This is a genomic window from Microbispora sp. NPDC088329 (genome assembly GCF_040685655.1).
In the GTDB taxonomy this organism is placed as follows: Bacteria; Actinomycetota; Actinomycetes; order Streptosporangiales; family Streptosporangiaceae; genus Microbispora.
The window spans coordinates 1-24,394 of the sequence record NZ_JBFBIP010000042.1 but is presented as its reverse complement, the minus strand read 5'-3'; the positions used below and the strand labels follow the sequence as shown (position 1 = coordinate 24,394).

21 protein-coding genes, 1 pseudogene and 1 riboswitch are annotated in these 24,394 nt (G+C 70.4%); of the genes and pseudogenes, 12 read left to right on the top strand and 10 right to left on the bottom strand.

Annotated elements, in window-relative coordinates:
• Positions 1-594 (top strand): annotated as a pseudogene (locus AB0O28_RS38880) (hypothetical protein); the annotation flags it as partial.
• Between the two features lie 202 nt (positions 595-796).
• Here AB0O28_RS38880 and purL read toward each other — a convergent pair.
• From purL to purS, 4 genes are all read right to left on the bottom strand, one after another.
• Positions 797-3,052, bottom strand: a complete 2,256-nt coding sequence (gene purL, locus AB0O28_RS38875; protein ID WP_363647870.1) for a phosphoribosylformylglycinamidine synthase subunit PurL — start codon at positions 3,050-3,052, stop codon at positions 797-799.
• 14 nt (positions 3,053-3,066) lie between these two features.
• The gene (gene purQ, locus AB0O28_RS38870; protein ID WP_363647868.1) at positions 3,067-3,750 is read right to left on the bottom strand and encodes a phosphoribosylformylglycinamidine synthase subunit PurQ; all 684 of its coding nucleotides are present in this window, start codon (positions 3,748-3,750) and stop codon (positions 3,067-3,069) included.
• 170 nt (positions 3,751-3,920) lie between these two features.
• Positions 3,921-4,370 (bottom strand): ATP-binding protein, encoded by a 450-nt coding sequence (locus AB0O28_RS38865; protein WP_169981829.1) that lies wholly within the window; start codon positions 4,368-4,370, stop codon positions 3,921-3,923.
• Between the two features lie 174 nt (positions 4,371-4,544).
• A complete protein-coding gene (purS, locus tag AB0O28_RS38860; protein ID WP_363647866.1) occupies positions 4,545-4,790 on the bottom strand; it encodes a phosphoribosylformylglycinamidine synthase subunit PurS in 246 nt (81 codons plus the stop codon).
• Positions 4,791-5,148: 358 nt separating this feature from the next.
• Here purS and pdhA point away from each other — a divergent pair, with 358 nt between their 5' ends.
• The 7 genes from pdhA to AB0O28_RS38825 all read left to right on the top strand — a co-directional run bounded on the left by pdhA (position 5,149) and on the right by AB0O28_RS38825 (position 12,031).
• Positions 5,149-6,240 (top strand): pyruvate dehydrogenase (acetyl-transferring) E1 component subunit alpha, encoded by a 1,092-nt coding sequence (gene pdhA / locus AB0O28_RS38855; RefSeq protein ID WP_363647864.1) that lies wholly within the window; start codon positions 5,149-5,151, stop codon positions 6,238-6,240.
• On the top strand, positions 6,237-7,211 hold the full coding sequence (locus AB0O28_RS38850) for an alpha-ketoacid dehydrogenase subunit beta (protein ID WP_363647862.1): 975 nt from the start codon (positions 6,237-6,239) through the stop codon (positions 7,209-7,211). The genes pdhA and AB0O28_RS38850 overlap by 4 nt, the downstream gene beginning before the upstream one ends.
• 16 nt (positions 7,212-7,227) lie before the next feature.
• Positions 7,228-8,616, top strand: coding sequence for a dihydrolipoamide acetyltransferase family protein (locus AB0O28_RS38845; RefSeq protein ID WP_363647860.1), 1,389 nt, complete (start codon positions 7,228-7,230; stop codon positions 8,614-8,616).
• 71 nt (positions 8,617-8,687) lie between these two features.
• The gene (locus AB0O28_RS38840) at positions 8,688-8,846 is read left to right on the top strand and encodes a hypothetical protein (RefSeq protein ID WP_363647858.1); all 159 of its coding nucleotides are present in this window, start codon (positions 8,688-8,690) and stop codon (positions 8,844-8,846) included.
• Positions 8,843-9,694: a hypothetical protein gene (locus AB0O28_RS38835; protein WP_363647856.1), complete on the top strand. Its 852-nt coding sequence runs from the start codon at positions 8,843-8,845 to the stop codon at positions 9,692-9,694. The genes AB0O28_RS38840 and AB0O28_RS38835 overlap by 4 nt, the downstream gene beginning before the upstream one ends.
• A 160-nt stretch (positions 9,695-9,854) precedes the next feature.
• Entirely contained in the window at positions 9,855-10,148 is a 294-nt protein-coding gene (locus AB0O28_RS38830) for a Dabb family protein (RefSeq protein WP_363647854.1), read from the top strand.
• Positions 10,149-10,519: 371 nt separating this feature from the next.
• Entirely contained in the window at positions 10,520-12,031 is a 1,512-nt protein-coding gene (locus AB0O28_RS38825; RefSeq protein WP_363647852.1) for a sodium:solute symporter family protein, read from the top strand.
• A gap of 171 nt (positions 12,032-12,202) precedes the next feature.
• Here the strand turns inward: AB0O28_RS38825 and AB0O28_RS38820 are convergent, their stop codons facing one another.
• Entirely contained in the window at positions 12,203-14,026 is a 1,824-nt protein-coding gene (locus AB0O28_RS38820) for an acyl-CoA dehydrogenase (RefSeq protein ID WP_363647850.1), read from the bottom strand.
• Between the two features lie 146 nt (positions 14,027-14,172).
• A riboswitch (guanidine-III (ykkC-III) riboswitch) is annotated at positions 14,173-14,244 on the top strand.
• Positions 14,245-14,249: 5 nt separating this feature from the next.
• On the opposite strand from AB0O28_RS38820, the gene AB0O28_RS38815 reads away from it, so the two are divergent.
• Positions 14,250-14,495, top strand: a complete 246-nt coding sequence (locus AB0O28_RS38815; protein WP_363647848.1) for a hypothetical protein — start codon at positions 14,250-14,252, stop codon at positions 14,493-14,495.
• A 41-nt stretch (positions 14,496-14,536) separates the two neighbouring features.
• Positions 14,537-14,914: a VOC family protein gene (locus AB0O28_RS38810; RefSeq protein ID WP_363647846.1), complete on the top strand. Its 378-nt coding sequence runs from the start codon at positions 14,537-14,539 to the stop codon at positions 14,912-14,914.
• A gap of 2 nt (positions 14,915-14,916) precedes the next feature.
• Here the strand turns inward: AB0O28_RS38810 and AB0O28_RS38805 are convergent, their stop codons facing one another.
• Positions 14,917-15,366, bottom strand: coding sequence for a hypothetical protein (locus tag AB0O28_RS38805; protein ID WP_363647844.1), 450 nt, complete (start codon positions 15,364-15,366; stop codon positions 14,917-14,919).
• Positions 15,367-15,498: 132 nt separating this feature from the next.
• Between AB0O28_RS38805 and AB0O28_RS38800 the strand changes: the two genes are divergently transcribed.
• On the top strand, positions 15,499-15,945 hold the full coding sequence (locus AB0O28_RS38800; RefSeq protein WP_363647842.1) for a GNAT family N-acetyltransferase: 447 nt from the start codon (positions 15,499-15,501) through the stop codon (positions 15,943-15,945).
• On the opposite strand, the gene AB0O28_RS38795 is transcribed toward AB0O28_RS38800, so the two are convergent.
• Both AB0O28_RS38795 and AB0O28_RS38790 read right to left on the bottom strand, forming a co-directional pair.
• Complete coding sequence (locus AB0O28_RS38795; protein WP_363647840.1) at positions 15,916-17,964, bottom strand: molybdopterin oxidoreductase family protein; 2,049 nt, start codon at positions 17,962-17,964, stop codon at positions 15,916-15,918. The two genes, AB0O28_RS38800 and AB0O28_RS38795, sit on opposite strands and share 30 nt — an antisense overlap.
• A 35-nt stretch (positions 17,965-17,999) precedes the next feature.
• Positions 18,000-18,437: an RpiB/LacA/LacB family sugar-phosphate isomerase gene (locus tag AB0O28_RS38790; RefSeq protein ID WP_363647838.1), complete on the bottom strand. Its 438-nt coding sequence runs from the start codon at positions 18,435-18,437 to the stop codon at positions 18,000-18,002.
• Positions 18,438-18,486: 49 nt separating this feature from the next.
• On the opposite strand from AB0O28_RS38790, the gene AB0O28_RS38785 reads away from it, so the two are divergent.
• The gene (locus tag AB0O28_RS38785; protein ID WP_363647836.1) at positions 18,487-20,892 is read left to right on the top strand and encodes a lysylphosphatidylglycerol synthase transmembrane domain-containing protein; all 2,406 of its coding nucleotides are present in this window, start codon (positions 18,487-18,489) and stop codon (positions 20,890-20,892) included.
• A 96-nt stretch (positions 20,893-20,988) separates the two neighbouring features.
• Here the strand turns inward: AB0O28_RS38785 and mgrA are convergent, their stop codons facing one another.
• Positions 20,989-22,014, bottom strand: a complete 1,026-nt coding sequence (gene mgrA / locus AB0O28_RS38780; RefSeq protein WP_363647834.1) for an L-glyceraldehyde 3-phosphate reductase — start codon at positions 22,012-22,014, stop codon at positions 20,989-20,991.
• Positions 22,011-24,056: a S9 family peptidase gene (locus tag AB0O28_RS38775; protein ID WP_363647872.1), complete on the bottom strand. Its 2,046-nt coding sequence runs from the start codon at positions 24,054-24,056 to the stop codon at positions 22,011-22,013. Before AB0O28_RS38775 ends, mgrA begins: the two co-directional genes overlap by 4 nt.
• Positions 24,057-24,394: the final 338 nt, after the last annotated feature.

Genomic DNA, 24,394 nt, shown 5'->3' with positions numbered 1-24,394 from the left:
CAGGGTGCCCCGGGCAAGGACGGCGAGCGCGGTCCGGCGGGTCCGGCGGGTAAGGACGGCGAGCGCGGTCCGCAGGGTGCCCCGGGCAAGGACGGCGAGCGCGGTCCGGCGGGTCCGGCGGGTAAGGACGGCGAGCGCGGTCCGCAGGGTGCCCCGGGCAAGGACGGAGAGCGCGGTCCGGCGGGTCCGGCGGGCAAGGATGGCGAGCGCGGTCCGGCCGGTCCCGCGGGTCCGGCGGGCAAGAACGGCACCCCGGGCACGGACGGCACGGACGGCAAGAGCGCCTGCGACATCTGGAAGGGGCGCACCTGCAGCACCAAGGACGAGACCGACTTCGTCAAGTGGCTCCAGAACCAGGGCGGTTCCGGCGGGGCCCCCACGTTGACCTCGAGGATGGCGACCGGGTTCGTCTCGGGGAACAGCGGAATCGCCTCCTGCGCCGCGGACGAGAAGGTCACCGGCGGCGGCTTCAAGATCAACTCCAGCAAGACCGTCACGGGCAGCTACATGAGCGGCAACGGCTGGAAGGTCGAGCTGACGGGCAACGGCAACGGCGAGGGCATCGTTTACGCCGTCTGCACGAAGGTGGCATAACCCGCGTTCCGACGTTCGCCGGTGGAGTCCGTGGGGGCTCCACCGCGCTCGTCGCTCCCATGGCTTGCCGTACGCGATGAGGCGTTGGCGTACGGCACTGCGAAGGCCCTTCCGGAGGGGTTACCGGAAGGGCCTTCGTCGGTTCTCCATGACGAAGGGCCCCTCCGGACGCCACGTCCGGAGGGGCCCTTCCGCGTTAGGATCAGCCGAAGACGCGCGGCAGCGCGGACGCGTGGACCTCGCGCAACTCCTCGACCGGGACGTCGAAGACGCCCTCCACGCTGAGCGCGGAACCACCCGTGAGGCCGAGCCCGGAGCAGGGGACCTCGTGGCGGGCGCACAGGTCGGCGACGGCGTCGAACGCCTCAGGCCGCACGCACACCAGCGCCCGCGCGGCCGACTCGCTGAACAGCTCGACGAAGACGTCGTCGCCCGGCAGGGTCACTGTGCAGCCGACGCCCTGGGCCAGGCACGCCTCGGTCAGGGCGATGGCGAGGCCGCCGTCGGACAGATCGTGCGAGCCCTCCAGCAGTCCGCGGGCCGCCGCCTCGGTCAGCACCGCGGCCAGGGCGCGCTCGGCCTCCAGATCCGCCTGAGGCGGCAGCCCGCCCAGGTGACCGTGGACGACGTGTGCCCACTCCGAGCCGCCGAACTCCTCGCGGGTCTCGCCCAGCAGCAGGACGCGCAGGCCGGGAGCCGTGAAACCGGACCTGACCCGCTGCGCCACGTCGTCGATCACACCGAGCACGCCGACCACCGGCGTCGGGTTGATCGCGGTCGAGCCCGTCTGGTTGTAGAACGATACGTTTCCGCCGGTCACCGGCACACCCAGGGTCCGGCAGGCGTCGGCGAGCCCGCGTACGGCCTCGGAGAACTGCCACATGACCTCGGGGTCCTCCGGGGAGCCGAAGTTGAGGCAGTTGGTGACGGCGAGCGGCGTCGCGCCGGTCACCGCCACGTTGCGATACGCCTCCGCCAGCGCGAGCTGCGCCCCCGTGTAGGGATCGAGCCTCGCGTAGCGGCCGTTGCCGTCGGTGGCGAGCGCGATGCCCCGGGTGGTCTCCTGGGCGCCCGGCAGGACCTCGGAGATCCGCAGCATGCCGGCGTCGGCGGGCTGGGCCAGGACCGTGTTCCCCCGGACGTACCGGTCGTACTGGGAGGTCACCCACTCCTTGGACCCGAGGTTGGGCGAGCCGAGCAGGGTGAGCAGCGTCTCCCGCAGGTCCTCGGGCTTCGGCAGGCGCTCCGGGCCGTCGGCGTTGAGCGCCGCCTGCCCGGCGGGCTCGTGGAACGGCCGCTCGTAGACCGGGCCGTCGTCGACCGCCGTGCCCGGCGGGATGTCGACGATCACCTCGTCGTCCCACGTCATGACGAGCCTGCCGGTGTCGGTGACCTCGCCGATCACGGTCGCCGGGACGTCCCACTTGTCGCAGATCGCCATGAAGGCAGGGATGTCGTCGGGCGCGACGACCGCCATCATGCGCTCCTGCGACTCGCTCATGAGGATCTCCTCGGGCCGCAGCGTGGGATCGCGCAGCGGGACGAGGTTGAGGTTCACCTCCATGCCGCCGGTGCCCTTGGCGGCGAGCTCGGTCGTGGCACAGGAGACTCCCGCGGCGCCGAGGTCCTGGATGCCGACGACCACGTCCGCCTGGTAGAGCTCCAGGCAGCACTCGATGAGCAGCTTCTCCATGAACGGGTCGCCGACCTGCACGGCGGGCCGCTTGGCCTGCGACTCGTCCTCGAAGGTGGCCGACGCCAGCACCGACGCGCCGCCGATGCCGTCCGCGCCCGTACGCGCGCCGAACAGCACGACCTTGTTGCCCGGGCCGGGGGCGGTGGCCAGCTTGATCTGGTCCTTGCGCAGCAGGCCGACGCACAGGGCGTTGACCAGCGGGTTGCCGATGTAGCAGGGGTCGAAGGCGACCTCGCCGCCGATGTTGGGCAGGCCGAGGCAGTTGCCGTAGTGGCTGATGCCCTCGACGACGCCCGGCAGCACGCGCCGCGTGTCGGGCTGGTCGGCCCCGCCGAAGCGCAGCGAGTCCATGACCGCGACCGGCCGGGCGCCCATCGACATGATGTCGCGCACGATGCCGCCGACGCCGGTCGCGGCGCCCTGGTGCGGCTCGACGTACGACGGGTGGTTGTGCGACTCGATCTTGAAGGTGGCGGCCCAGCCGTCGCCGATGTCGACCACGCCGGCGTTCTCGCCCATGCCGACGAGCAGGGCCTCCGACTTGGGCGCCTTGGTGCCGAACTGCCGCAGGTGCACCTTGGACGACTTGTAGGAGCAGTGCTCGCTCCACATCACCGAGTAGATCGCCAGCTCGGAGCTGGTCGGACGGCGGCCGAGGATCTCGCGTACGCGCTGGTACTCGTCGTCCTTCATGCCCAGCTCGGCGTACGGCTGGCGCTCGTCCGGCGTCTCCTGCGCGCGCCTCACGGAATCGGTGCTCATAGATCGCTCGCCGCTCATGCGTTGACCAGCCGCTTCAGAATCGAGGTGAAGAAACCGCGGCCGTCCACGCTCGGCGCGCCGGTCAGGTCCTCGACCGCGTGCTCGGGATGGGGCATGAGGCCGACGACGTTCCCGGCCGCGTTGGTGATGCCCGCGATGTCGTTGAGCGAGCCGTTCGGGTTGCTCCCGGCGTAGCGGAAGACCACCCGCCCTTCGCCCTCCAGCTCGGCCAGCGTGGCCGCGTCGGCCACGTAACGGCCCTCGCCGTGCTTGATCGGCAGCACGATCTCCTGCCCGTCCGCGAAGTCCGCCGTCCACGCCGTACGCGTGCTCTCCACGCGGATGCGCTGGTCGCGGCAGATGTAGTGGAGACCCTCGTTGCGGGTCAGCGCGCCCGGCAGCAGGTGCGCCTCACAGAGGATCTGGAAGCCGTTGCAGGTGCCGAGCACGGGGAGTCCGGCCTGCGCGGCCGGGATCAGCTCGGTCATGAGAGGGGAGAACCGGGAGATCGCCCCGCAGCGGAGATAGTCTCCGTAGGAGAACCCGCCGGGCAGGAAGACGGCGTCGACATCCTTGAGGTCGTGATCGGCGTGCCACAGGGGCACCGCCTCCGCTCCGGCCAGCCGTACGGCTCGCGCGGCGTCCTGGTCGTCGAGTGTTCCGGGGAAGGTGACGACGCCCACCCGGGCAGCGCTCATGACAGTTTTCCTTCCAAGGCGCACGCCACCGTCATCTGGCCGGACGGCGGTCTGTGGCGGTACACCTCAGAGTATCGGAGCCACCAAATCGGCTCCCCAGGCGGAGGCCCGATTCCGATCACCCGTCAGGCCGGGTCTCCATAGCCCGGCGCGACGTGAAGCCGGGGCCCTCAGACTCCGGCGAGGTGGCGATCGAGAGTGAGGTGGTGGGCGATGGCGTCCTCGTCCCAGTCGAGCTCCTTGCACAGGCGCACGGTCGTTCCGCGCCCGGGCGTGATGTCGAACGAGAGATCGTCCACGACGGCGCGCATGATCAGGATGCCCCGGCCGTTCTCGGTCTCCGCCGGCGGATACTGCCGGGGGATCATGTGCAACCCCTCGCCCTCGTCGGCGACGCGCAACTCACAGCGGCCGTTTCCTATGGTGGCCATGACCTCGTAACGGTTGGCGGGACCACCGTGCCGCACCGCGTTGGCGCACGCCTCGGACGTGGCCAGGAGTATGTCGGACACGCACTCCTCGGTCACCCCTAGAGACCGGAGCGCGTCTCCCACCACCCGGCGCACCATCGGGATGCCGATCGCGTCCCGTGGCATCGCCAGTGAGAACTCAATATCCACCGGACCCCTCCCCGGTGTCGAAGGTCACCAAGGTAGGTTTCCCCGATGAATCAGGGCTAACCGCAAAATCACGTCCCCGTTATTCAGGGCGCACCGGATAGGCGGGTTCGAGACGGACCGATGCCCGATCAGGGGTGGAAATGCCGGGGGAATAGTGGTGTGTAATGCGTCACTTCACCCCTCGACGTGGATCGAGAAGTCCTCGATGACCGTGTTGGCCAGCAGGGTTTCGGCCATCTTTCGGACTTCCGAAAGTGCGGCCTCGTCGGCCGGGCCGTCCAACTCCACCTCGAACCGCTTGCCCTGCCGCACGCTCGACACCCCGGAGAAGCCGAGTCGCGGCAGCGCCCGGGCGATCGCCTGGCCCTGCGGGTCGAGGATCTCCGGCTTGAGCATGACGTCGACGATGACGCGCGCCACGATGGTCCTCCAATTGGGATGGGCCGCCACTGCGATGGGCCGCCGGGTTTCGGGTGGGTCCGCTTGGGTCAAGCCTAGTGGCGTGCCGCCGGAGCGCCCGCGATGGGCTCGCTCCCGGCGGGGGACACACCCGGCCGCATGCGCCCGGCGTGCCGCACCGGGGGGTGTGGCGTCTTACAGTCCGGGAATCGGAGAAGTGTGGACGAGCGGGCGGGGTCTTGCGCGAATGGGTGTGACTTCTGCCACTATGTCCGCATATGCGCCCGGTCGCCCACCCCAGCGGCCGTACGCGAGACGACCCGGCCTTGTCGCGGGGGTGACCCCACCCGCGGGGGCCCGAGACGCACAGGAGTGGCACGTGACAGCCGACGCCCCTCGCGGTGTAGACGCACCCCCGGAGCTCGTCCAACTGCTCTCCCCGGAAGGGGAGCGGATCGAGCATCCCGACTACGACATCGAGTTGACCGCGGAGGAGGTCCGCTCCCTCTACCGTGACCTGGTCCTCGTCCGCCGCGTCGACCTGGAGGCCGTCGCGCTCCAGCGGCAGGGAGAGCTCGGAATCTGGGCGTCCCTGCTCGGGCAGGAGGCCGCGCAGATCGGCTCGGGCCGGGCGCTGACCGACGCCGACATGGCCTTCCCCACCTATCGCGAGCACGGCGTGGCCTGGTGCCGCGACGTCGACCCGGTCAAGCTGCTCGCCCTGTTCCGCGGCGTGAGCAACGGCGGATGGGACCCGGCCGAGCACAACTTCCACCTCTACACGATCGTCATCGGCTCCCAGGCGCTGCACGCGGTCGGGTACGCCATGGGCGTCCAGCGCGACGGCGCCGAGGCCGCCACGATCGTCTACTTCGGCGACGGCGCGACCTCCCAGGGCGACGTCAACGAGTCCTTCATCTGGGCCTCGGTGTTCAACGCCCCCGTCGTGTTCTTCTGCCAGAACAACCAGTGGGCCATCTCCGAGCCGCTGGAGAGGCAGTCGAAGATCCCGCTCTACAAGAGGGCGTCCGGCTTCGGCTTCCCCGGCATCCGGGTGGACGGCAACGACGTGTTCGCCTGTCTCGCCGTCACCCGCCGCGCGCTGCGCAACGCCCGCGAGGGTCAGGGGCCGACGCTGATCGAGGCGTTCACCTACCGGATGGGCGCGCACACCACCTCCGACGACCCCACCCGCTACCGCCTCGCCGACGAGCTGGAGGCGTGGAAGCTGAAGGACCCCATCGAGCGGGTCAAGGCGTACCTGTTCAAGAACCAGCTCGCCGACCAGGAGTTCTTCGAGAAGATCGACGCCGAGGCCGACGCGCTCGGCAAAGACGTGCGAAGCCGGTGCCTGGCGCTGCCCGATCCGCCGCCCCGGGCTATCTTTGATCACGTGTACGCCGGCGCCCACGCACTCCTCGACGAGGAACGCGAGCAGTACCTGACCTACCTGGCGGGGTTCGAACGATGACCACACTCACTCTCGCCAAGGCGTTGAACGAGGGCCTGCGCCGCTCGATGGAGGACGACCCCAAGGTCCTCGTGATGGGGGAGGACGTCGGCAAGCTCGGCGGCGTCTTCCGCGTCACCGACGGCCTGCAGAAGGACTTCGGCGAGGACCGCGTGATCGACACGCCGCTCGCCGAGTCGGGCATCATCGGGACGGCCATCGGCCTGGCCCTGCGCGGCTACCGGCCGGTCTGCGAGATCCAGTTCGACGGGTTCGTGTTCCCCGCGGCCGACCAGATCATCACCCAGCTCGCCAAGATGCCGCTGCGGTCGCTCGGCACGCTCAAGCTGCCGGTCGTCGTACGCATCCCCTGCGGCGGCGGCATCGGGGCGGTGGAGCACCACTCCGAGTCGCCCGAGGCGTACTTCACGCACACGGCGGGCCTGCGGGTGGTCGCCTGCTCGAACCCGGTGGACGCGTACACGATGATCCAGGACGCCGTCCGCTGCGACGACCCGATCATCTTCTTCGAGCCGAAGCGCCGTTACTGGGACAAGGCCGACGTCGACCTCTCCGCCCCCGGCCTGCCGCTCGACCGCGCCCGCACCGTACGGCAGGGCCGTGACGTCACGCTGGTCGCGTACGGGCCGATGGTGAAGACCTGCCTGGAGGCCGCGGCGGCGGCGGAGGAGGACGGGCGGGACGTCGAGGTCGTCGACCTGCGCTCGCTCAACCCCCTCGACGTGGACGTGCTGACCGAGTCCGTGGCGCGGACCGGGCGATGCGTCGTCGTCCACGAAGCCCCCGTCTACACCGGCTTCGGGGCCGAACTGGCGGCGCGCATCACCGAGCGCTGCTTCTACAGCCTGGAGGCGCCGGTGCTGCGGGTGGGCGGATTCTCCACGCCCTACCCGCCGTCGCGGCTCGAGGACCACTACCTGCCCGACCTGGACCGCGTGCTCGACGCCGTGGACCGCTCGTTCGCGTACTGAGGGGGAGGGACTTCTCATGCTCCGTGAGTTCAGACTCCCCGACGTGGGCGAGGGGCTGACCGAGGCCGAGATCGTCAAGTGGCACGTCGCACCGGGCGACGCGGTGAAGATCAACCAGACGATCGTGGAGATCGAGACGGCCAAGGCCGTCGTCGAGCTGCCGTGCCCGTACGAGGGCACCGTCTCCGCGCTGATGGCCGGCGAGGGCCAGACCGTCGACGTCGGCGCCCCGATCATCGCGGTCGAGGACGGCGCGGGCGGCGAGGGCGGTGACGGCGCCGGCGCGGGCCGTGCGGCGCTGGCCGCCGACCTGGTGCCGGTCACGGGCGACGGCGCGGCGCCGGTGAAGGAGGAACGCCGGCCGGTGCTGGTCGGGTACGGCGTCAAGACGAGCGCCACCCGCCGCCGTCCCCGCAAGCAGGCGGCGTCCGCTCCGTCCGCTCCGTCCGCCGTGCCCGTCCCGGCGTCGTCCGCTTCCGCCCCGCCCGCTCCCGTTCCGCCCGGCGCGGTCCAAACCAATGGCTCGCCGGCGTCCGCACGGGCGCGCGTCCTGGCCAAGCCGCCGGTCCGCAAGCTCGCCAGGGACCTGGGCGTCGATCTGACTGCCCTCACGGGCAGCGGACCCCAGGGGTCGATCACGCGGGCGGACGTGGAGGCCGCGGTGGCGACGCCCGCCGCCGTTCCGGCCGCCGCAGGGCGGGAGACCGGGGCGCGGGAGGAGCGCATCCCGGTCAGGGGAGTCAGGAAGGCGACCGCGCAGGCGATGGTGGCCAGCGCGTTCTCGGCCCCGCACGTCACCGAGTGGCTGCAGGTCGATGTGACCGAGACGATGGAGGCGGTGCGGCGGCTGCGTACGCTGCCCGAGTTCGCCGAGGTCAAGGTCTCCCCGCTGCTGCTCGTGGCCAAGGCCCTGATCACCGCCGTGAAACGGCACCCGATGGTCAACGCGACGTGGACCGGCGAGGAGATCGTGGTCAAGCACTACGTGAACCTGGGCATCGCCGCCGCCACCGATCGCGGGCTGATCGTGCCGAACGTCAAGGACGCCGACGCGATGTCGCTGCCCGGACTCGCCCGGGCGCTCGGCGAGCTCACCGAGCGGGCGCGGGCGGGCAAGTGCCAGCCGGCCGAGCTGAGCGGCGGCACGATCACGATCACCAACGTGGGCGTCTTCGGCGTCGACGCGGGCACGCCGATCCTCAATCCCGGAGAGGTGGCGATCCTCGCCGTGGGCCAGATCAGGGACATGCCCTGGGTGGTCGACGGGCAGCTCGCGGTCCGCAAGGTCACCACGCTGGCGCTGTCGTTCGACCACCGCGTGGTCGACGGCGAGCTCGGCTCGTACGTCCTGCGCGACGTCGGCGCGATGCTGGAGGATCCCCTCCGCATGCTCGCCTGGAGCTGAACGGGGAGCACGCAAGTCGGATGCAAGATTCGAACCAGTGAGGTTCAAGCTCGGATTCCTAGCGTTCGCCTGTGATCCTCATCCTGAGCGACCGGCGGGACGTCACCGTGCGCCGCGTCCTCCCGGAGATCGAGCGCCCGGGCGTCCCCGCGACCTGGTGCGACAGCGCTGAGCTTTCCCCCAGGTCGCGGGTGACGGCGTCCTTCGCCGGCGGCCGGTCGCCGGCATGACGGCCGTACCCATGAGCGCGGTCGCCGCGGTCCTCGCCGATGCCGTCGAACTGCTGCGCGACCTGCGCCGCAGCCGTACGGCCGGGCCGGCGGCCGGGTCCGCCCCGCCCGGCGACGACGAGCCCGCGGCTCACCGGGCCACCGGATACCTGGTCACGGTGGATCGGGTGCGTCTGCGCGTCGCCGAGGCGCTCATGCTGCCGCCCGGGCGGTCGTACGGTGATCATGCCGAGCGGTGCCCGCTCGACGAGATCGTCGATCAGTGCCTGCTGATGAACGAGACGCTGGAGGACGGCGAGCCGCTCGACGACGCCGACCTCCGGGCCGCCGCCGAGGAATTCCGCGCCGGCCACGGCCTGCGCGACCGCGCCTCCACCCTGGCCTGGCTGGCCCAGACGCCGTTGTCCGGCGACCAGTTCGAGGCGTTCATCGCCGGGATCGCGCGGCGGCGGCGCTTCCGGCGGCGAATGGAGGCCGAGCTCGCGCCGGGCCACCTCGCGGCACACCCCGGCGACTTCGGCCGCGTACACGCCTTGTGGGTGACGGGCTCGCAGCCGGTGAACGGGGAGCTGCTGCGCGGCCTGGGCGGTCTGATCGGCTGCGGGGAGGCCGTGGTGACGGTGGGCGAGCGGTGGGCCAGGGACCTGCCCGCGCCCCTGCGGCACGCCCCGCACGACACGCTGATCGGGCCGACGGCGTACGGCGACGGCTATCTGACCGGAATCGTGCTGGAGCGCCGGACGGCGCGGGACGACGCGGAGACACTGACCGCGGCGGGCGAGGCCGCCTTCCGCGAATGGCTCGCCGCACGGCGCGGCCGGGCCTCCGTCGAGTGGCACTGGCTTTGAGGACACGAAACGCCGCGTTTTCCGCGCGAGGTTCCCGTGGCGCCGGGGGCGCCGGCATCCGCGGGGCGGCGGTCCGCTTCGCGGACGTGGGGGATGAGAAGATGAACGCCGTCACGGCGCGGCCATGGGGGCCGCGTGAGCCTCGTCCCAGGGGGAGTGCATGTTCCGCCACGTTGTGCTGCTGAAGTGGACCGATGACGCCACAGAGGAGCAGCGTGCGGAGGTGGCCAGGCGTCTGGGCGGGCTGCCGGACGTCATCCCCGAGTTGCGCGCCTACCGGATCGGCCCGGACGCCGGCGTCAATCAGGGCAACTTCTCCTTCGGCGTGGTCGCCGACTTCGACTCCCCGGAGGACTACGTCGTCTACCGGGACCACCCGGCCCACCGGGCCGTGATCGACGAGTGCATCACCCCGATCCTCGCCGCCCGTGCGGCGGTGCAGTACACCCTCTGAGGGCATGCCAGGCCGGAGGGCGGGCGGGTAGCGCCCCTCGTCCTCCGTCCGCGTACGTGCCGTGCCGGACGATCACCGATGCCAGGCGGTGACGGGTCCGTTGTGTGCCGCTTGCTGGAATCTCATTTCGCCGCACACTTTCACCCCCCGGCCTGTATGAGGGCAAGGCCGTTCGCGATAACGATTCAGATACGCGAAGCTAGTTCATGAATATGAACATACTGTGACCTGCGTCACGGCCGCGACCTGCCCTCGTGTACGTCCGTGACCTGCGGACCCGCCATTGACGACGGCCGGGAGGCGGGCGCATCGTAACGAGGCCAGGCGGTTGTCGGTCCGGGTGCCGCCGTTCACCCGGAGGTACGACGCGCGTGAACCATTTGGACTGGTACGTTCTCGGCGCCTATTTCATCGTCATGGTGGCGATCGGCGTCTACTCGCACCGGCGTATCGGCAATATCAGTGACTTCTTCACCGCCGGGGGCAAGATGCCCTGGTGGCTGGCCGGCATCTCGCACCACATGTCCGGCTACAGCGCCGTCATGTTCACCGGGTACGCCGGCATCGCCTACCTCTACGGCGTCACCTCCTACGTCACCTGGGCGTTCCCGATCGCCATCGGCGTCGCGATCGGCTCGGTGCTGTTCGCGCCGCGGCTGAACCGGATCCGGTCGAAGCTCAGGGTCAGCTCCCCGCTGGAATTCCTCGCCAGGCGGTACAACGTGCCGACCCAGCAGGCGCTCGCCTGGTCCGGCGGTCTGCTGAAGATCGTGGACGTCGGCGCCAAGTGGGCCGCGATCGCCACCCTGCTGTCGACGTTCACCGGACTGTCGCTCAACCAGGGCATCCTGATCACCGGCGTCGTCACCGCCGTCTACTGCACGGTCGGCGGGTTGTGGGCCGACGCGCTCACCGACTTCGGGCAGTTCGTCATCCAGCTTCTCGCCGGTGTCGTGATGCTCTTCGCCGTCCTCGCCAAGCTCGGCGGCATCGGCGCGGTGGGCGACATGTGGGACCGGCTCCCGCCCGACCACGCGAACCCGCTCAACGGCCCGTTCACCGTGACGTTCCTGCTCGCGTTCCTGTTCATCAAGACGTTCGAGTACAACGGCGGCATGTGGAACCAGGCGCAGCGCTACATGGCCGCGCCGACCGCGGCGCAGGCGGCCCGCGGCGCCCGGCTGTCGGCCGTGCTGTGGGCGGTCTGGCCGCTGCTGCTGTTCTTCCCGATGTGGGCCGCGCCGCTGCTGGTCCACGCGACCAAGCCGGACGCGAGCGACTCCTACGCGCTGCTGACCACCCAGCTCATCCCGCACGGCCTGCTCGGCCTGGTGATCGCCGGCTTCTTCTCGCACACGATGGCGATGGCCTCCTCCGACGCCAACGCGATCGCCTCGGTGTTCACCCGCGACGTGATCCCGGTGCTGTCCCGCGCGGCGCGGGCCTGGGACACCCGGGCAGGCCTGGTCGCGGCCCGGGTCACCACGGTCGCGTTCATCGCGCTGTCGATGGCGGTGGCCACGCAGGTCAACAGCCCGGTGCTGAAGGACATCATCACGGTCGTCATCAAGTGGGTGGCCGGGCTCATGGGTCCGATCTCGATCCCGCTGCTGCTCGGCATGCTGCCGTTGTTCCGCCGCTCCGGCCCCACGGCCGCGCTGGTCTCCTGGGCGGCGGGACTGTTCGTCTTCTGGCTCACCAACTACGGCATCAGCGGCCTGTCGACCGCCGTGTCCACGGCCGCGCCGGTGGCCACCTCGCTGGTGCTGTTCACCCTCATCGGCCTCATCCGGCCGGAGAACACCCCCGAGCGTGAGGAACTGCTCCGCACCGTCAACACCGACGATGACGGCGCCGCCCGGCCGCTCCCGGCGTCCGCCTGACGGTCCGCGACCGCTGGGAGCGTTCCTTCCCTGACCGCCGCACCGCCTCCCGCGTTCACTTGACCGGCCCGGGGGCGCGGTGCGGCCCAGAAACAGGCGCGGTGCGGCCCCGGACGCGGTACGGCCGCCGCACCAACTCGTGGGCGGCGGCCGTCCTACAGCAGAACCGGATCAGAAGGACTCTTCGGGCAGTTCCATGAGGTCCTGGCCGGTGGCGGCGAGCACGCGACGCTCGGCGGCCAGCCGGGGCAACACGGTCTGGGCGAAGAACGCGGCCGCCGCGACCTTGCCCGTGTAGAACACCTTGTCCTCCTCCGAGGCGGACAGGGCGTTCAGAGCGACCCCGGCCTGGCGCAGCAGCAGCCAGCCCAGGACCAGGTCGCCCAGAGCCAGAAGGAACCTGGTGGTGTTGAGGCCGACCTTGTAGACCTCCTGCGGCGTCTCCATGGAGGCGATCGCCCAGCCGGCCATGGTGTCGGCCATCGCCTTGACCTCGTCGGCCGCCTCGTCGAGCAGGCCGCGCTCGACCTTCAGCCGTCCGTTGCCCGCCTCCGAGGCGGCGAACGCCTTGATCTCGCCGAGCAGCGACCCCAGCGCCGCGCCCTGGTTCTTCAGGACCTTGCGGAAGAACAGGTCCTGGCCCTGGATGGCGGTCGTGCCCTCGTACAGCGAGTCGATCTTCGAGTCGCGGATGTACTGCTCGATCGGGTAGTCCTGCAGGAAGCCCGAGCCGCCGAGGGTCTGCAGCGAGCGGGCCAGCATCTCGTACGACCGCTCGGAGCCGACGCCCTTGACCAGCGGGAGCAGCAGGTCGTTGAGCGCTTCTGCGGCCTCGTCGCGGCGGCCCTCGAACTCCGCGATCTGGATCTGGTCCTGGATCGTCGCCGTGTAGAGGACCAGCGCCCGCATCGCCTCGGCGTACGACTTCTGCAGCATGAGCTCGCGGCGTACATCGGGGTGGTGGGTGATGGTGACGCGCGGCGCGGTCTTGTCGCCCGAGCGGGTGAGGTCGGCGCCCTGGACGCGGTTCTTCGCGAAGTCCAGCGCGTTCAGATAGCCGGTGGACAGTGTGGCGATGGCCTTGGCGCCCACCATCATGCGGGCGTGCTCGATGACCATGAACATCTGCCGGATGCCGTCGTGCACGTCGCCGACCAGGTAGCCGATCGCGGGGTGCTTCTCGCCGAGCGTGAGCTCGCAGGTCGTCGAGACCTTCAGGCCCATCTTCTTCTCGACGTTGGTGACGTACACGCCGTTGCGCTCGCCGAGCTCGCCGGTCTCGACGTTCACCAGGTATTTCGGCACGAGGAACATCGACAGCCCCTTGGTGCCGGGCCGGGCGCCCTCGGGCCGGGCCAGCACGAGGTGGAAGATGTTCTCGGCCATGTCGTGCTCGGCGCTGGTGATGAAGCGCTTGACGCCCTCGATGTGCCAGGTGCCGTCGGGCTGCCGGATCGCCCTGGTGCGGCCGGCGCCGACGTCGGAGCCCGCGTCGGGCTCGGTGAGCACCATGGTCGCGCTCCAGCCCCGCTCGACGGCCAGCTCGGCGAACCGCTTCTGCTCGGGGGTGCCGAGGTCGTGCAGCAGACGGGCGAAGGCCGGGCCGCAGGCGAACATCCACACGGCGGGGTTGGCGCCGAGCACCATCTCGGCCATGGCCCATACGAGGCTGCGCGGGGCGGGCGTGCCGCCGAGCTCCGGATTCAGTTCCAGGCGCCACCACTCGGCGTCCATCCACGCCTTGTAGGAGCGCTTGAAGCTCTCCGGCATGGTCACGCTGTGGGTGGCGGGGTCGAAGACGGGCGGGTGGCGGTCGGCGTCCTCGAACGATTCGGCGATGGGGCCGGTGGCGAGCCGGTTCACCTCGTCAAGCACGCTTCGCGCGGTGTCCTCGTCCACCTCGGCGAACGGCCCGGTGCCGAGGATCTCCCCGCGCCCGAACACCTCGAAGAGATTGAACTCCACGTCGCGGAGGTTGCTCCTGTAGTGACCCATCTCTGTGCGCTCCTAGAACCGAACCCGGGGGTAACGTACTGGTCGGTAACTCTAAACCGAATGCTACCCGCGGGTAACCGGAGTTATCCATGGTCTGTGCCACAGATCGCACTGAATGGTGAGGTATGACCGGTATGGTCATGGCGAGAGGGCCGTGATCCGCGGCCCTCCCGGACGAGGAGCCCGCCGTACCCGGCCCAGCGAAGACGGTGGGCGGAAGGACATGGACCAAGTTCTGCAGATCGTCGGCGCCGTCCTCATTCTCGGCGCGTTCCTGCTCTCCCAGATGAACGTCCTCGACAACCGCTCGAAGATCTACCTCGTGCTCAACCTCGTCGGTTCCGCGGTGCTCGCGTGGCTCGCGTACGCGGACGACGACTGGGGATTCCTGCTGCTGGAGGGGGTCTGGGCCATCGTGTCCGCGGTTGGCCTCGTCCAGGCCCTGCGGCCGCGGCGGACGGCAGCGTAACCTGCTTGACACTTTCACCGGTGTCGGGGTTGGCTGGGCGCGTGATTGAGATCTACACGATGACAGTCGACTGCGCCCAGCCGTACGAGCTGGCCCAGTGGTGGAGTGAGGCCCTGGGCTGGCCGCTCGTCGACTCCGAGCCGGACGACGACGAGGTCATGCTGGACCGTCCCGACGGCCCTCCACACCTGCTCTTCATCCAGGTGCCCGAGGGCAAGACGGTCAAGAACCGCCTGCACCTCGACGTGACTCCCGCCGGCGACCGCACCCGCGACCAGGAGGTGGAGCGGCTGCTCGCGCTCGGGGCCAAGCCGTACGAGGACCACCGCACCCCGGAGGGCGCCGGCTGGGTCACTCTGCTCGACCCCGAGGGCAACGAGTTCTGCGTCTGCCGGAGCGCGGCGGAGCGGGAGGCCTGACCTCAGGCGCCCTTGGCCCGGCCGCGCATCGAGAACGTGAGGATGCTGGTGATCACCAGCACGAGCGCGCCGCCCCACAGAGCGTCCCAGGCCGAGCCGAAGACGCCCTCGCGGTCGATCACGAGCTGCACCGGATACATGAGGGCCGCCGCGCCGAGTCCCGGATAGAGCGAGAAGCGCCAGGGGTGGCGCAGCGCCCAGAGACGGGCCTGCCGGGTCACCCGGTCGCCGACGTCCGGCTTGGAGATCGCGCCGATCGCCGCGACGAGGGCGAACACCGTGATCCCGGCGCACAGTGCCCAGGTCAGGTCGGCCGGGCCGGGCAGGATGACGCCCAGGAGGAAGCTCGTGGCCGCGACCGCCCCACCGGACGTCGCCGCGGCTCGCCAGGGCGCGCCGCGCAGGGCCGCGCCGGCCAAGGACATCTCGTCCATGCGGGTCAGTTCGTTCATGACTTCAGCGTGCCTGTTTGGGCGTTTCTGCGGCATCGGGGAAGACCCTGAGCCGCCCCTGACGCCACCCGGTCAGGGAGTCCTCCCGCCGCCGTCGCCGGGCGAGGGGCCATTCACCATAGGCTCCCCGGCATGGATCTCGAGTTTCGTACGGCCCGGCGCGAGGACGTCCCCGTCATCGTCGGCCTCATCAACGACGACCCGGTCTCCGCCGCCAGGCCGTCCTCGCGCGAGCCGGACTACTACGCCGCCTTCGAGGCCGTCGACGCCGACCCGCGCAACGAGCTGATCGTCGTGGAGGCGGACGGCGAGGTCGTCGGCACGATGCAGCTCACCTACATCCCGGGGCTGTCCCGAAAGGGAGGCGAGCGCGCGCAGATCGAGGCGGTCAGGGTCGCCGTGCCCCACCGCAATCGGGGGATCGGCCGGGAGATGATGCGGTGGGCCGTCGAGCGGGCCAGGGAACGCGGCTGCGCGCTGGTGCAGCTCACCTCCGACAAGGCCCGCACCGAGGCCCACCGCTTCTACGGCGCGCTGGGCTTCACGGCCTCACACGAGGGGTTCAAGCTCGGCTTGTGACAGCGGGGCGACGTCGACGAAGTTGTCGTGGTAGACGGCGCCCCGGCCCATGTCGGCGTCCCTCTCGTCCACGAGCGCGTTGGGGTTCGCGCCGGCCGACAGCTTGGGCCAGTGGCCCTTCGGCGCCGCCACCACCCCCGGCGCCACCCGGTCGCTGACCTCGACGTACGCCCTGAACTCGCCGTTGCCGTTGAAGACCCGGGCGGCCTGCCCGTCCACGAGTCCGCGCGAAGCGGCGTCCGCCGGGTTGACCAGCACCCGCGGGCCCTTCGACCGCTTGCGCAGCTCCGGGTTGTTGGCGAACTGCGTGTTCAGGAACGTGTGCGCGGCCGGAGTGATCATGACGAGCGGGTGCGGCCGGTCGGCTGGAGCCGTACGGGCCGTGAGCGAGGGGACGTAGCCGGCGACACGCGGCAGCCCGGCGGCCTCGGCCTTCTCGGAGGCGAACTCCAGCCGCCCGCTCGGCGTCGGGAAGCCCTCCGTGAACGGCACGAACGGGTCGGCCACCCGCAGGCGCGCCCAGCCCTGCTTGCGGCACTCCTCCACGGAGATCCCCGCCTGGGCGAGCGTCTGCTCGGCGAGTTCGAGGTCGGTGTCGTACAGGGACGGCTCGCTCAGTCCCATCAGCCGGGCGAGCCGCCGGAAGGTCTCGGTCGTCGAGAGGCATTCGCCCGGCGGCTCGACGGCGGGCTCGTTCCACACCATGTACATGTGCCCGTAGCCGTGGTGCACGTCCAGGTGCTCGATCTGCATGGTCGCGGGCAGCACGTAGTCGGCGTAGTCGACGGTGTCGGTCGGGAACTGCTCCATCACCACCGTGAACAGGTCCTCCCGCGCCAGCGCCGCCCTGATCCGGTTCTGGTCGGAGGTCGAGCCCAGCGGGTTGGCCGCGTAGACCCACAGGCACTTGACCGACTCGTCCAGCCCGTCGGCCAGCCGGGTCATCGTGAGCGTACGCACGGGGTGGGGGAGCAGGTCGTCGCGCGGATCGGGGCCGGTGGGCGCGTACCCCGAGGTGGAGTAGGCCACGCCGCCGCCGGGGTGCCGCCAGTCGCCGGTGACGCCGGGGATGCAGGCGATCACCCGCATCGCGGCCCCGCCGCCCGCGTGCCGCTGGATGCCCATCGTGGCCCGGATGCCGGTCGGCCGGGTGTGCGCGAGCCGTACGCCGAGGGCGCGGATGCGCTCCTCGGGCAGGCCGGTGATCTCCGCCACCAGCGCCGGGGGGTGTCTGCGGATCTCGGCCTCGAACTCGTCCCAGCCGGTCGTGTGCTCCTCGATGTACGCGCGGTCCTCGGCGCCCTCCTCCAGCACGACGTGCAGCAGACCGAGGGCGAGCGCGGCGTCGGTGCCCGGCCGGATCGGCAGGTGCTCGTCCGCCTGGTCGGCCGTACGCGTGCGGATGGGGTCGATCGCCACCACGTACGCCCCGGCGGCGCGGGCGTCCTGGACGAACTTCCACAGGTGGTGGCCGCTGGTCAGCGTGTTGGTGCCCCACAGCAGGATGAGCCGCGACAGGGCGAACGTCTCGGGGTCCATGCCGCCGGGGGTCCCGTTGACGTACCGCAGCCCGTCGTTCCCCGCACGGGCGCAGATGTTGAGGTCGTGACGGGACGCACCGAGGGCGTTCCAGAACCGCCGTCCCGCATTGCCCGACTCGCCCTGGACGTACCCGAGCGTCCCGGTGCCCTGGTAGGGCCAGATCGCCTCGCCGCCGTGCTCCTCGACGATCGACGTCAGCTTGGCGGCGATCTCCGACAGCGCCTGGTCCAGGCTGATCCGCTCGAACCGGCCCGCTCCCTTCGGCCCCACCCTCTTCAACGGGTGCAGGATGCGGTCCGCCGAGCGGACCTGCTCCAGGTAGCGGTTGACCTTCACGCACAATGCCCCGCGCGTGTAGGGGTGGTCGCGGTTGCCGCGCAGTCCGACGGCCTCGCCGTCGCGGACGGTGACGACCCAGGAGCAGGTGTCCGGGCAGTCGAGCGGGCAGGCGCCCAGAACGGGAAGAGGCGTGCTCATGCCATCGACGGTAACAACCCGGCCGGCGGCCGGCATCACCTGATCTCCCGCAGGTACGCGATGTTCGCGGCGTCCTCGGGATCGGCGCTGGGCGCCCCGGCGAACCAGGCGTCCAGGATCTCCGTCAGAATCTGCGGGGAGGTGAGGCGGAGACTGAGCGCGAGCACGTTGGCGTCGTTCCATTTGCGGGCGCCGGCGGCGGTGGCGGCGTCGGCGCACAGCGCCGCCCGCACGCCCGCCACCTTGTTGGCCGCCATGGACGCGCCGGTTCCGGTCCAGCAGCAGACCACGGCCTGGTCCGATCGGCCCTCCGCGACGTCTCTCGCCGCGGTGGAACAGCACCACGCCCAATCGGCCCGATCGCCGGGGGCCAGCGCTCCATAGAGTGTGACTGAATGGCCGCGCCGTTCCACCTCGGCCGCAAGCACCGACGCGATTCCGTCGAGGCTGTCCGAGGCCAGGGATATACGCATGCCGTCAATTGTGGACACCGAGTGCGAAGATCGCACAGAATCGCTGGTGGTGAGAGGCATCAAGGAGCAGGACATAACGCTGGACACTCCTGGCCGGGGAGCTGTCCTCGTCGTCGAGCCTCTGCTGCCGCAGCGGATCCGCCGTCCTTCCGACGCACTGCGGTTTCTGCTCACGCTGCTGGCCCTCGGCGCCGTCGTACTGATGGCTCTGGCCCTGCAACGCACGTTGAACGGCCTGGAGACCGACGTTCAGGCGGGCACCGGCCGCGCCCCCGAGGTGCTGTCGGCCGCCGCCGGGCTGCTGGGCGGCGTCGCCGTGCTCATCGTCCCGGTCGCGTTCGCCGTCGAGCGGGTCTTCCACCGCGACGGCATGCGCGTCACCCAGGGACTGATCGCCGCGATCCTCGCCCTGCTCGTGTCGTACGCGCTGGACGAGTGGCTGGTCCAGGCGGGCCCGGCCGATCTGGTGCAGCTGCTCACCGGTGGCAGGGACGTCGAGCCGCTCAACACCGTGCTGACCCCCGCCATCGCGTACGCCACGGCGGTGCGGATGAGCCGGCGCCCGCACTGGCGGGCGCTCATGTGGGTCGCGCTGGCCCTCGACGTCTTCGCGCTCTTCACCGCCACCAAGGTCACCGCCCTCGGCGTGATCCTCACCTACGTCGTCGGCCTCGCCGTCGGGTTCGGCACGCTCTACGGCATCGGCAGCGCGAACACCAGGCCGCCCGGCAGCGCCGTGCTGGCCGCGCTCCGCAGGCTCGGCTTCACGCCGGTCACCGCCAGGCGAGTGGAGGACGACAGCTCGGGCAGCCGCCGCTACCTGGTCGGCCTCGACGGCGACCGGCGGATCGACGTGACCGTGCTCGACCGGGACCGGCAGGTGGCCGGCGTCCTCTACCGGCTGTGGCGGCGCTTCCTGCTCAACAGCGAGACCCGCCGCAGGGCCATCCGCTCGCTGCGCGCCGAGCTGGAGCGCGAGGCCCTGATGGCGTACGCCGCGCAGGCCGCCGGGGTGCGCCTGCCGCGCCTGCTCGGCACGAGCGAGGTCGGTACCGAGGCCGCGCTGCTCGCCTACGAGCACGTGGACACCAGGCCGGTGAGCGAGCTGCGCGACGAGGACTTCGACGACGAGCTGCTCGCGCGGATGTGGGAGCAGGTCCGGTTGCTGCACGCGCACCGCCTGGCCCACCGGCACCTGACCGGCGAGAGCATCCACGTCGACGCTCACCGGAACGTCTACCTCGTGGACGCCCGCAGCGGCGAGATCGCGGCCGGCGACCTGCTGCTGCGGCTCGACATCGCCCAGCTCCTCGCCTACCTCGGCACGCGGGTGGGAGCCGAGCGTTCCGTCGCGTCGGCGGCGAAGGTGCTGGGGGAGGACACCTTGGCCGGCGCGATGCCGCTGCTCCAGCGGATCGCGCTGAGCCGGGAGACCCGGACGGCCGCCCGCCGGGACAGGAAGCTCCTGCCCGCCATCCGCGAGCAGATCGCCGCGCTGAAGCCCCAGGCCGAGGTCCGGGAGGTGCGGCTCGAGCGGTTCCGCCCCCGCACGTTGGTAACGATCATCGTCAGCGCGCTCGGCGCCTATCTCCTGCTGACCCAGCTCAGCCGGGTCAACCTGATCACCGTCCTCACCACGGCCAACTGGGCGTGGAGCGGCGTCGCGCTGATCGCCGGCGCTCTCAGCTACGTCGCGGCGGCGATCATGCTGCGCGGGTTCGTGCCCGAGCCGCTGCCCCTCGGCCGTACGGTCCTGGCCCAGCTCGCCGCGTCGTTCGTGAAGCTGGTCGCGCCCGCCGCGGTCGGCGGCGTCGCGCTCAACACCCGCTATCTGCAAAAGCGCGGCGTCCCGCCGGGCGCGGCGGTGACCAGCGTGGGGGCATCGCAGCTCATCGGCCTGGCCATGCACATCATGCTGCTGCTGCTGTTCGGCTACCTCACCGGAACACAGGCCGCGCCGTCCCTCACCCCGTCTCGGGGCCTGCTCGTCGTGCTGCTCGGTGTCGCGGTGCTCTTCCTGATCGTGCTCGCCGTACGGCCGCTGCGCCGCGTGCTGACCACCCGCCTGCGTGCGATGTTCTCGGGGGTGATCCCCCGGCTGCTTGACGTGGTGCAGTCGCCCAAGAAGGTTCTCGAGGCGGTGGGCGGGACCCTGCTGCTCACCCTCAGCTTCGTGATCTGCCTGGAGGCCTGCGTGCAGGCCTTCGGCGGCAAGGCCAGCTTTACGGCCGTCGCCGTGGTGTTCCTGGCCGGAAACGCGATCGGCTCGGCCGCTCCGACACCCGGCGGGCTGGGCGCGGTGGAGTACGCCCTGTCCCTCGGCCTGCAGGTCGCCGGCGTGCCGGGCCCCATCGCCACCTCGGCCGTGCTGCTGTTCCGCCTGATGACGTTCTGGCTCCCCGTCCTGCCCGGCTGGGCCTCCTTCGCCTACCTCCAGCGTCAGAACGCCCTCTGAACCGCGTCGCCGGCCGGGCGTCGCTGCCCGCCGGAGAGGCGTGGTCACGAGCCGCGGCGCAGGCGCGCCGGCCGGGGCGCCGCGGCTCGTGGACGCTCAATGCGCGCTGGAAGCGGCCCAGAGGTTGATGCCGCACTCGACGGCGTCCTTGTCGATCGCGGCCAGCTCGTCCTCGGTGAAGTCGAGCCGGTTGACCGCGTCGAGGCTGTCGTCGAGCTGCTCGACGCTGCTCGCGCCGATCAGCACCGACGTCACCCGCGGGTCGCGCAGCGCCCAGGCCAGGGCCATCTGCGCCAGCGACTGCCCGCGCCGCCCGGCGATCTCATTGAGCCGCCGGACGTGGCGCAGGCTCTCCTCGGTCAGCAGGGACGGATCGAGAGACTTGCCCTGGGCGGCCCGCGAGTCCTTCGGGACCCCGTTCAGGTAGCGGTCCGTCAGCATGCCCTGCGCCAGCGGAGAGAACGCGATGCAGCCGGCGCCCTCTTCCTCCAGCACGTCGAGCAACCCGTTCTCGACCCATCGGTTGAGCATCGAGTAGGAGGGCTGGTGGATGAGTAGCGGCGTGCCCATGTCCCGCAGGATCGCCGCGGCCTCCCGGGTCCGCTCCGGGGAGTAGGACGAGATGCCCGCGTAGAGCGCCTTGCCCGACCGGACCGCGTGGGCGAGCGCCCCCATGGTCTCCTCCAGGGGCGTCTCCGGATCGAAGCGGTGGCTGTAGAAGATGTCGACGTAGTCGAGGCCCATCCGCTTCAGCGACTGGTCGAGGCTCGCGAGCAGGTACTTTCGCGAGCCCCAGTTGCCGTAGGGACCGGGCCACATGTCGTACCCGGCCTTGGTGGAGATCACCAGCTCGTCGCGGTACCTGGCGAAATCCTGCTGGTAGAGATGCCCGAAGTTGATCTCCGCTGAGCCGTACGGCGGACCGTAGTTGTTCGCGAGATCGAAGTGGGTGACTCCGCGGTCGAAGGCCCGGCGGAGGATGGCCCGCTGGGTCTCGATCGGCTTGTCGTCGCCGAAGTTGTGCCACAACCCGAGCGACACCGCGGGCAGCCTCAGCCCGCTCCGTCCGGTCCGGTTGTACGGCATGGGCCCATATCGGCCCTCGGCTGCCACATAGCTCACTCGGTCACTCCAACTCGGTCGAGGATCCAGGAGAGCGCGAACGCCTCCTCACGCCAGGCGTCGTAACGGCCGCTGCGGCCTCCGTGGCCGGCGCCCATCTCGGTCTTCAGCAGGAACGGCCCTCCCTGTGCGGTGGTGCGCAGCCGGGCGATCCACTTGGCCGGCTCGTGGTAGAGCACCCGGGTGTCGTTCAGGCTGGTGGTCGCCAGGATCGGCGGGTACGGCCGACCGTCGACGTTCTCGTAGGGCGAGTAGGTCTTCATGTACGCGTAGACCTCGGGGTCGTGCAGGGGATCGCCCCACTCGTCCCACTCGGTCACCGTGAGCGGCAGCGACGGGTCGAGGATCGTGTTCAGCGCGTCCACGAATGGAACCTCGGCGACGATCCCCGCGAACTCCTCCGGAGCCAGGTTGGCGACCGCGCCCACCAGCAGACCACCGGCCGAGCCGCCCCGGGCGATGATCTTGCCGGACCATCCCGCCGCCTTGAGATGCCGCGCGGACGCCACGAAGTCCGTGAAGCTGTTCTTCTTCCTGGTCAGCTTGCCGTCCTCGTACCACCGGCGGCCCATCTCGCCGCCCCCGCGCACGTGGGCGATCGCGAACACGAACCCCCGGTCGAGCAGTGAGAGCCGGGCCACCGAGAAGTAGGGATCGATGGACGACTCGTAGCTGCCGTAGCCGTAGAGAAGGGTGGGAGCGGGCCGGCTCGTGTCCTTCCGGACCACGATCGAGATCGGGATCCTGGTGCCGTCCGGGGCGGTGGCCCATTCGCGGTGCTGCTCGTAGTCGGCCGGGTCGTAGCCGCCGAGGACCGCCCTCTGCTTGAGCAGGATCAGCTCGCGCGAGCCCAGGTCGTAGTCGTACACCGACGGTGGGGTGATCATGGACGTGTAGCTGAGGCGCAGCCGGTTGGTCTCGAACTCCACGTTGCCGGTCGGCGCGACGTCGTACAGCGGCTCCGGGAACGAGATCTCGTACGGCTCGCCGCCGTCGCCCGGCAGGATTCTGATGCCCGTGAGGCCGTCACGACGGAAGTGCACGCTGACGTGGTCCTTGAACGCGTCCACATCGAGCAGCCTGGTGTCATCCCTGTGCTCGATGAGTGGAGTCCAGTTGCCCGGATCGTCGATGGGAGCACTGGCGAGCTCGAAGTTCACAGCGCCGTCGTTGTGCAGGACGAGGAAACGGTCGGCCGCGTGCTCCAACCCGTATTCCACGCCGGTCTGCCGCGGACGCACCACCGTGAACTCGCCGTCCGGGGTGTCCGCGCTCAGGACCCGGACCTCACTCGTGATCTTGCTACCCGAGGTCAGCAGCAGGTAGCGCTGACTGCGGGTCAGGCCGATGCCCACCCAGAAGCGCTCGTCGTCCTCCTCGTAGACGACGACGTCATCGGTGGAGCCGAGCCTGTGGCGGTGGATCCGGTACGGACGCCAGGCCTCGTCCACCGTGGTGTAGAAGAACCTCGAGCCGTCGGCCGACCAGGCGCCGCCGTAGAAGACCCCCGGAATCTCGTCCGGGAGCAGCTCTCCCGTCTCCAGGTCCTTGAAGCGGAGGGTGAAGCGCTCGCCACCGGAGAAGTCGGTCGAGTACGCGAGCTTCGTGCCGTCCGGGCTGAGGGCGCTCGTGCCCATGGAGAAGAACGGGCTGTCTCCGGCGAGCTCGTTGCCGTCCAGAATCACCTGCTCGCCCGGCAGCGAGGTGCCCGGCTCCAGCTGCGGCGGGCTGTCGCCGTCGGCGGCCACGCGGCACTGTATGCCGTACTGCTTGCCCTCTTCCGTCCGGGAGTAGTACCACCAGGCGCCCTTCCGGGTGGGCACCGATAGGTCCGTCTCCAGCGTCCTGCCCTTGATCTCCTTGAAGATGGTCTCCTGGAGATCCTGCAGGTGGCCGGTCATCTCCTGGGTGTAGGCGTTCTCCGCCTCCAGGTATGCGATGGTGTCGGGGTCGTCCTTCTTGAGCAGCCACGCGTACTCGTCGATGACGGTGTCACCGTGATGCGTGCGCTTCAGGGGAACCTTCTTCGCTACAGGCGGCATGTCGCTCACCCGCCAAAGTCTATGTTCGGCATCGTTCCGCCCAGGCTCCTCGCTGCCGGCCTGTGGATAACCGTGATGGGAACGCCGTTTCACGCGGCGGGGCCTGGCCTCTGGAGCCGCGGCGGTGATCGGGGAATAGACCCGGAGCCCCCGGCGTTTCTCACGAGTTGGGTCATGGCGGTGCCGGACCCTGGTAATCTTCTGGTGTCGGCGCGGTTCGGCGCACTCCTTCTCGATCACTTTGGTGGTTGTGTTGTGTGTGCGGGCTGGTCGCCGGTGCTTCTCTTCTTTGTGGATCTTCTGGTTCGGTGGTTTTGCGCCGGGCTGGGGGTTCGGGT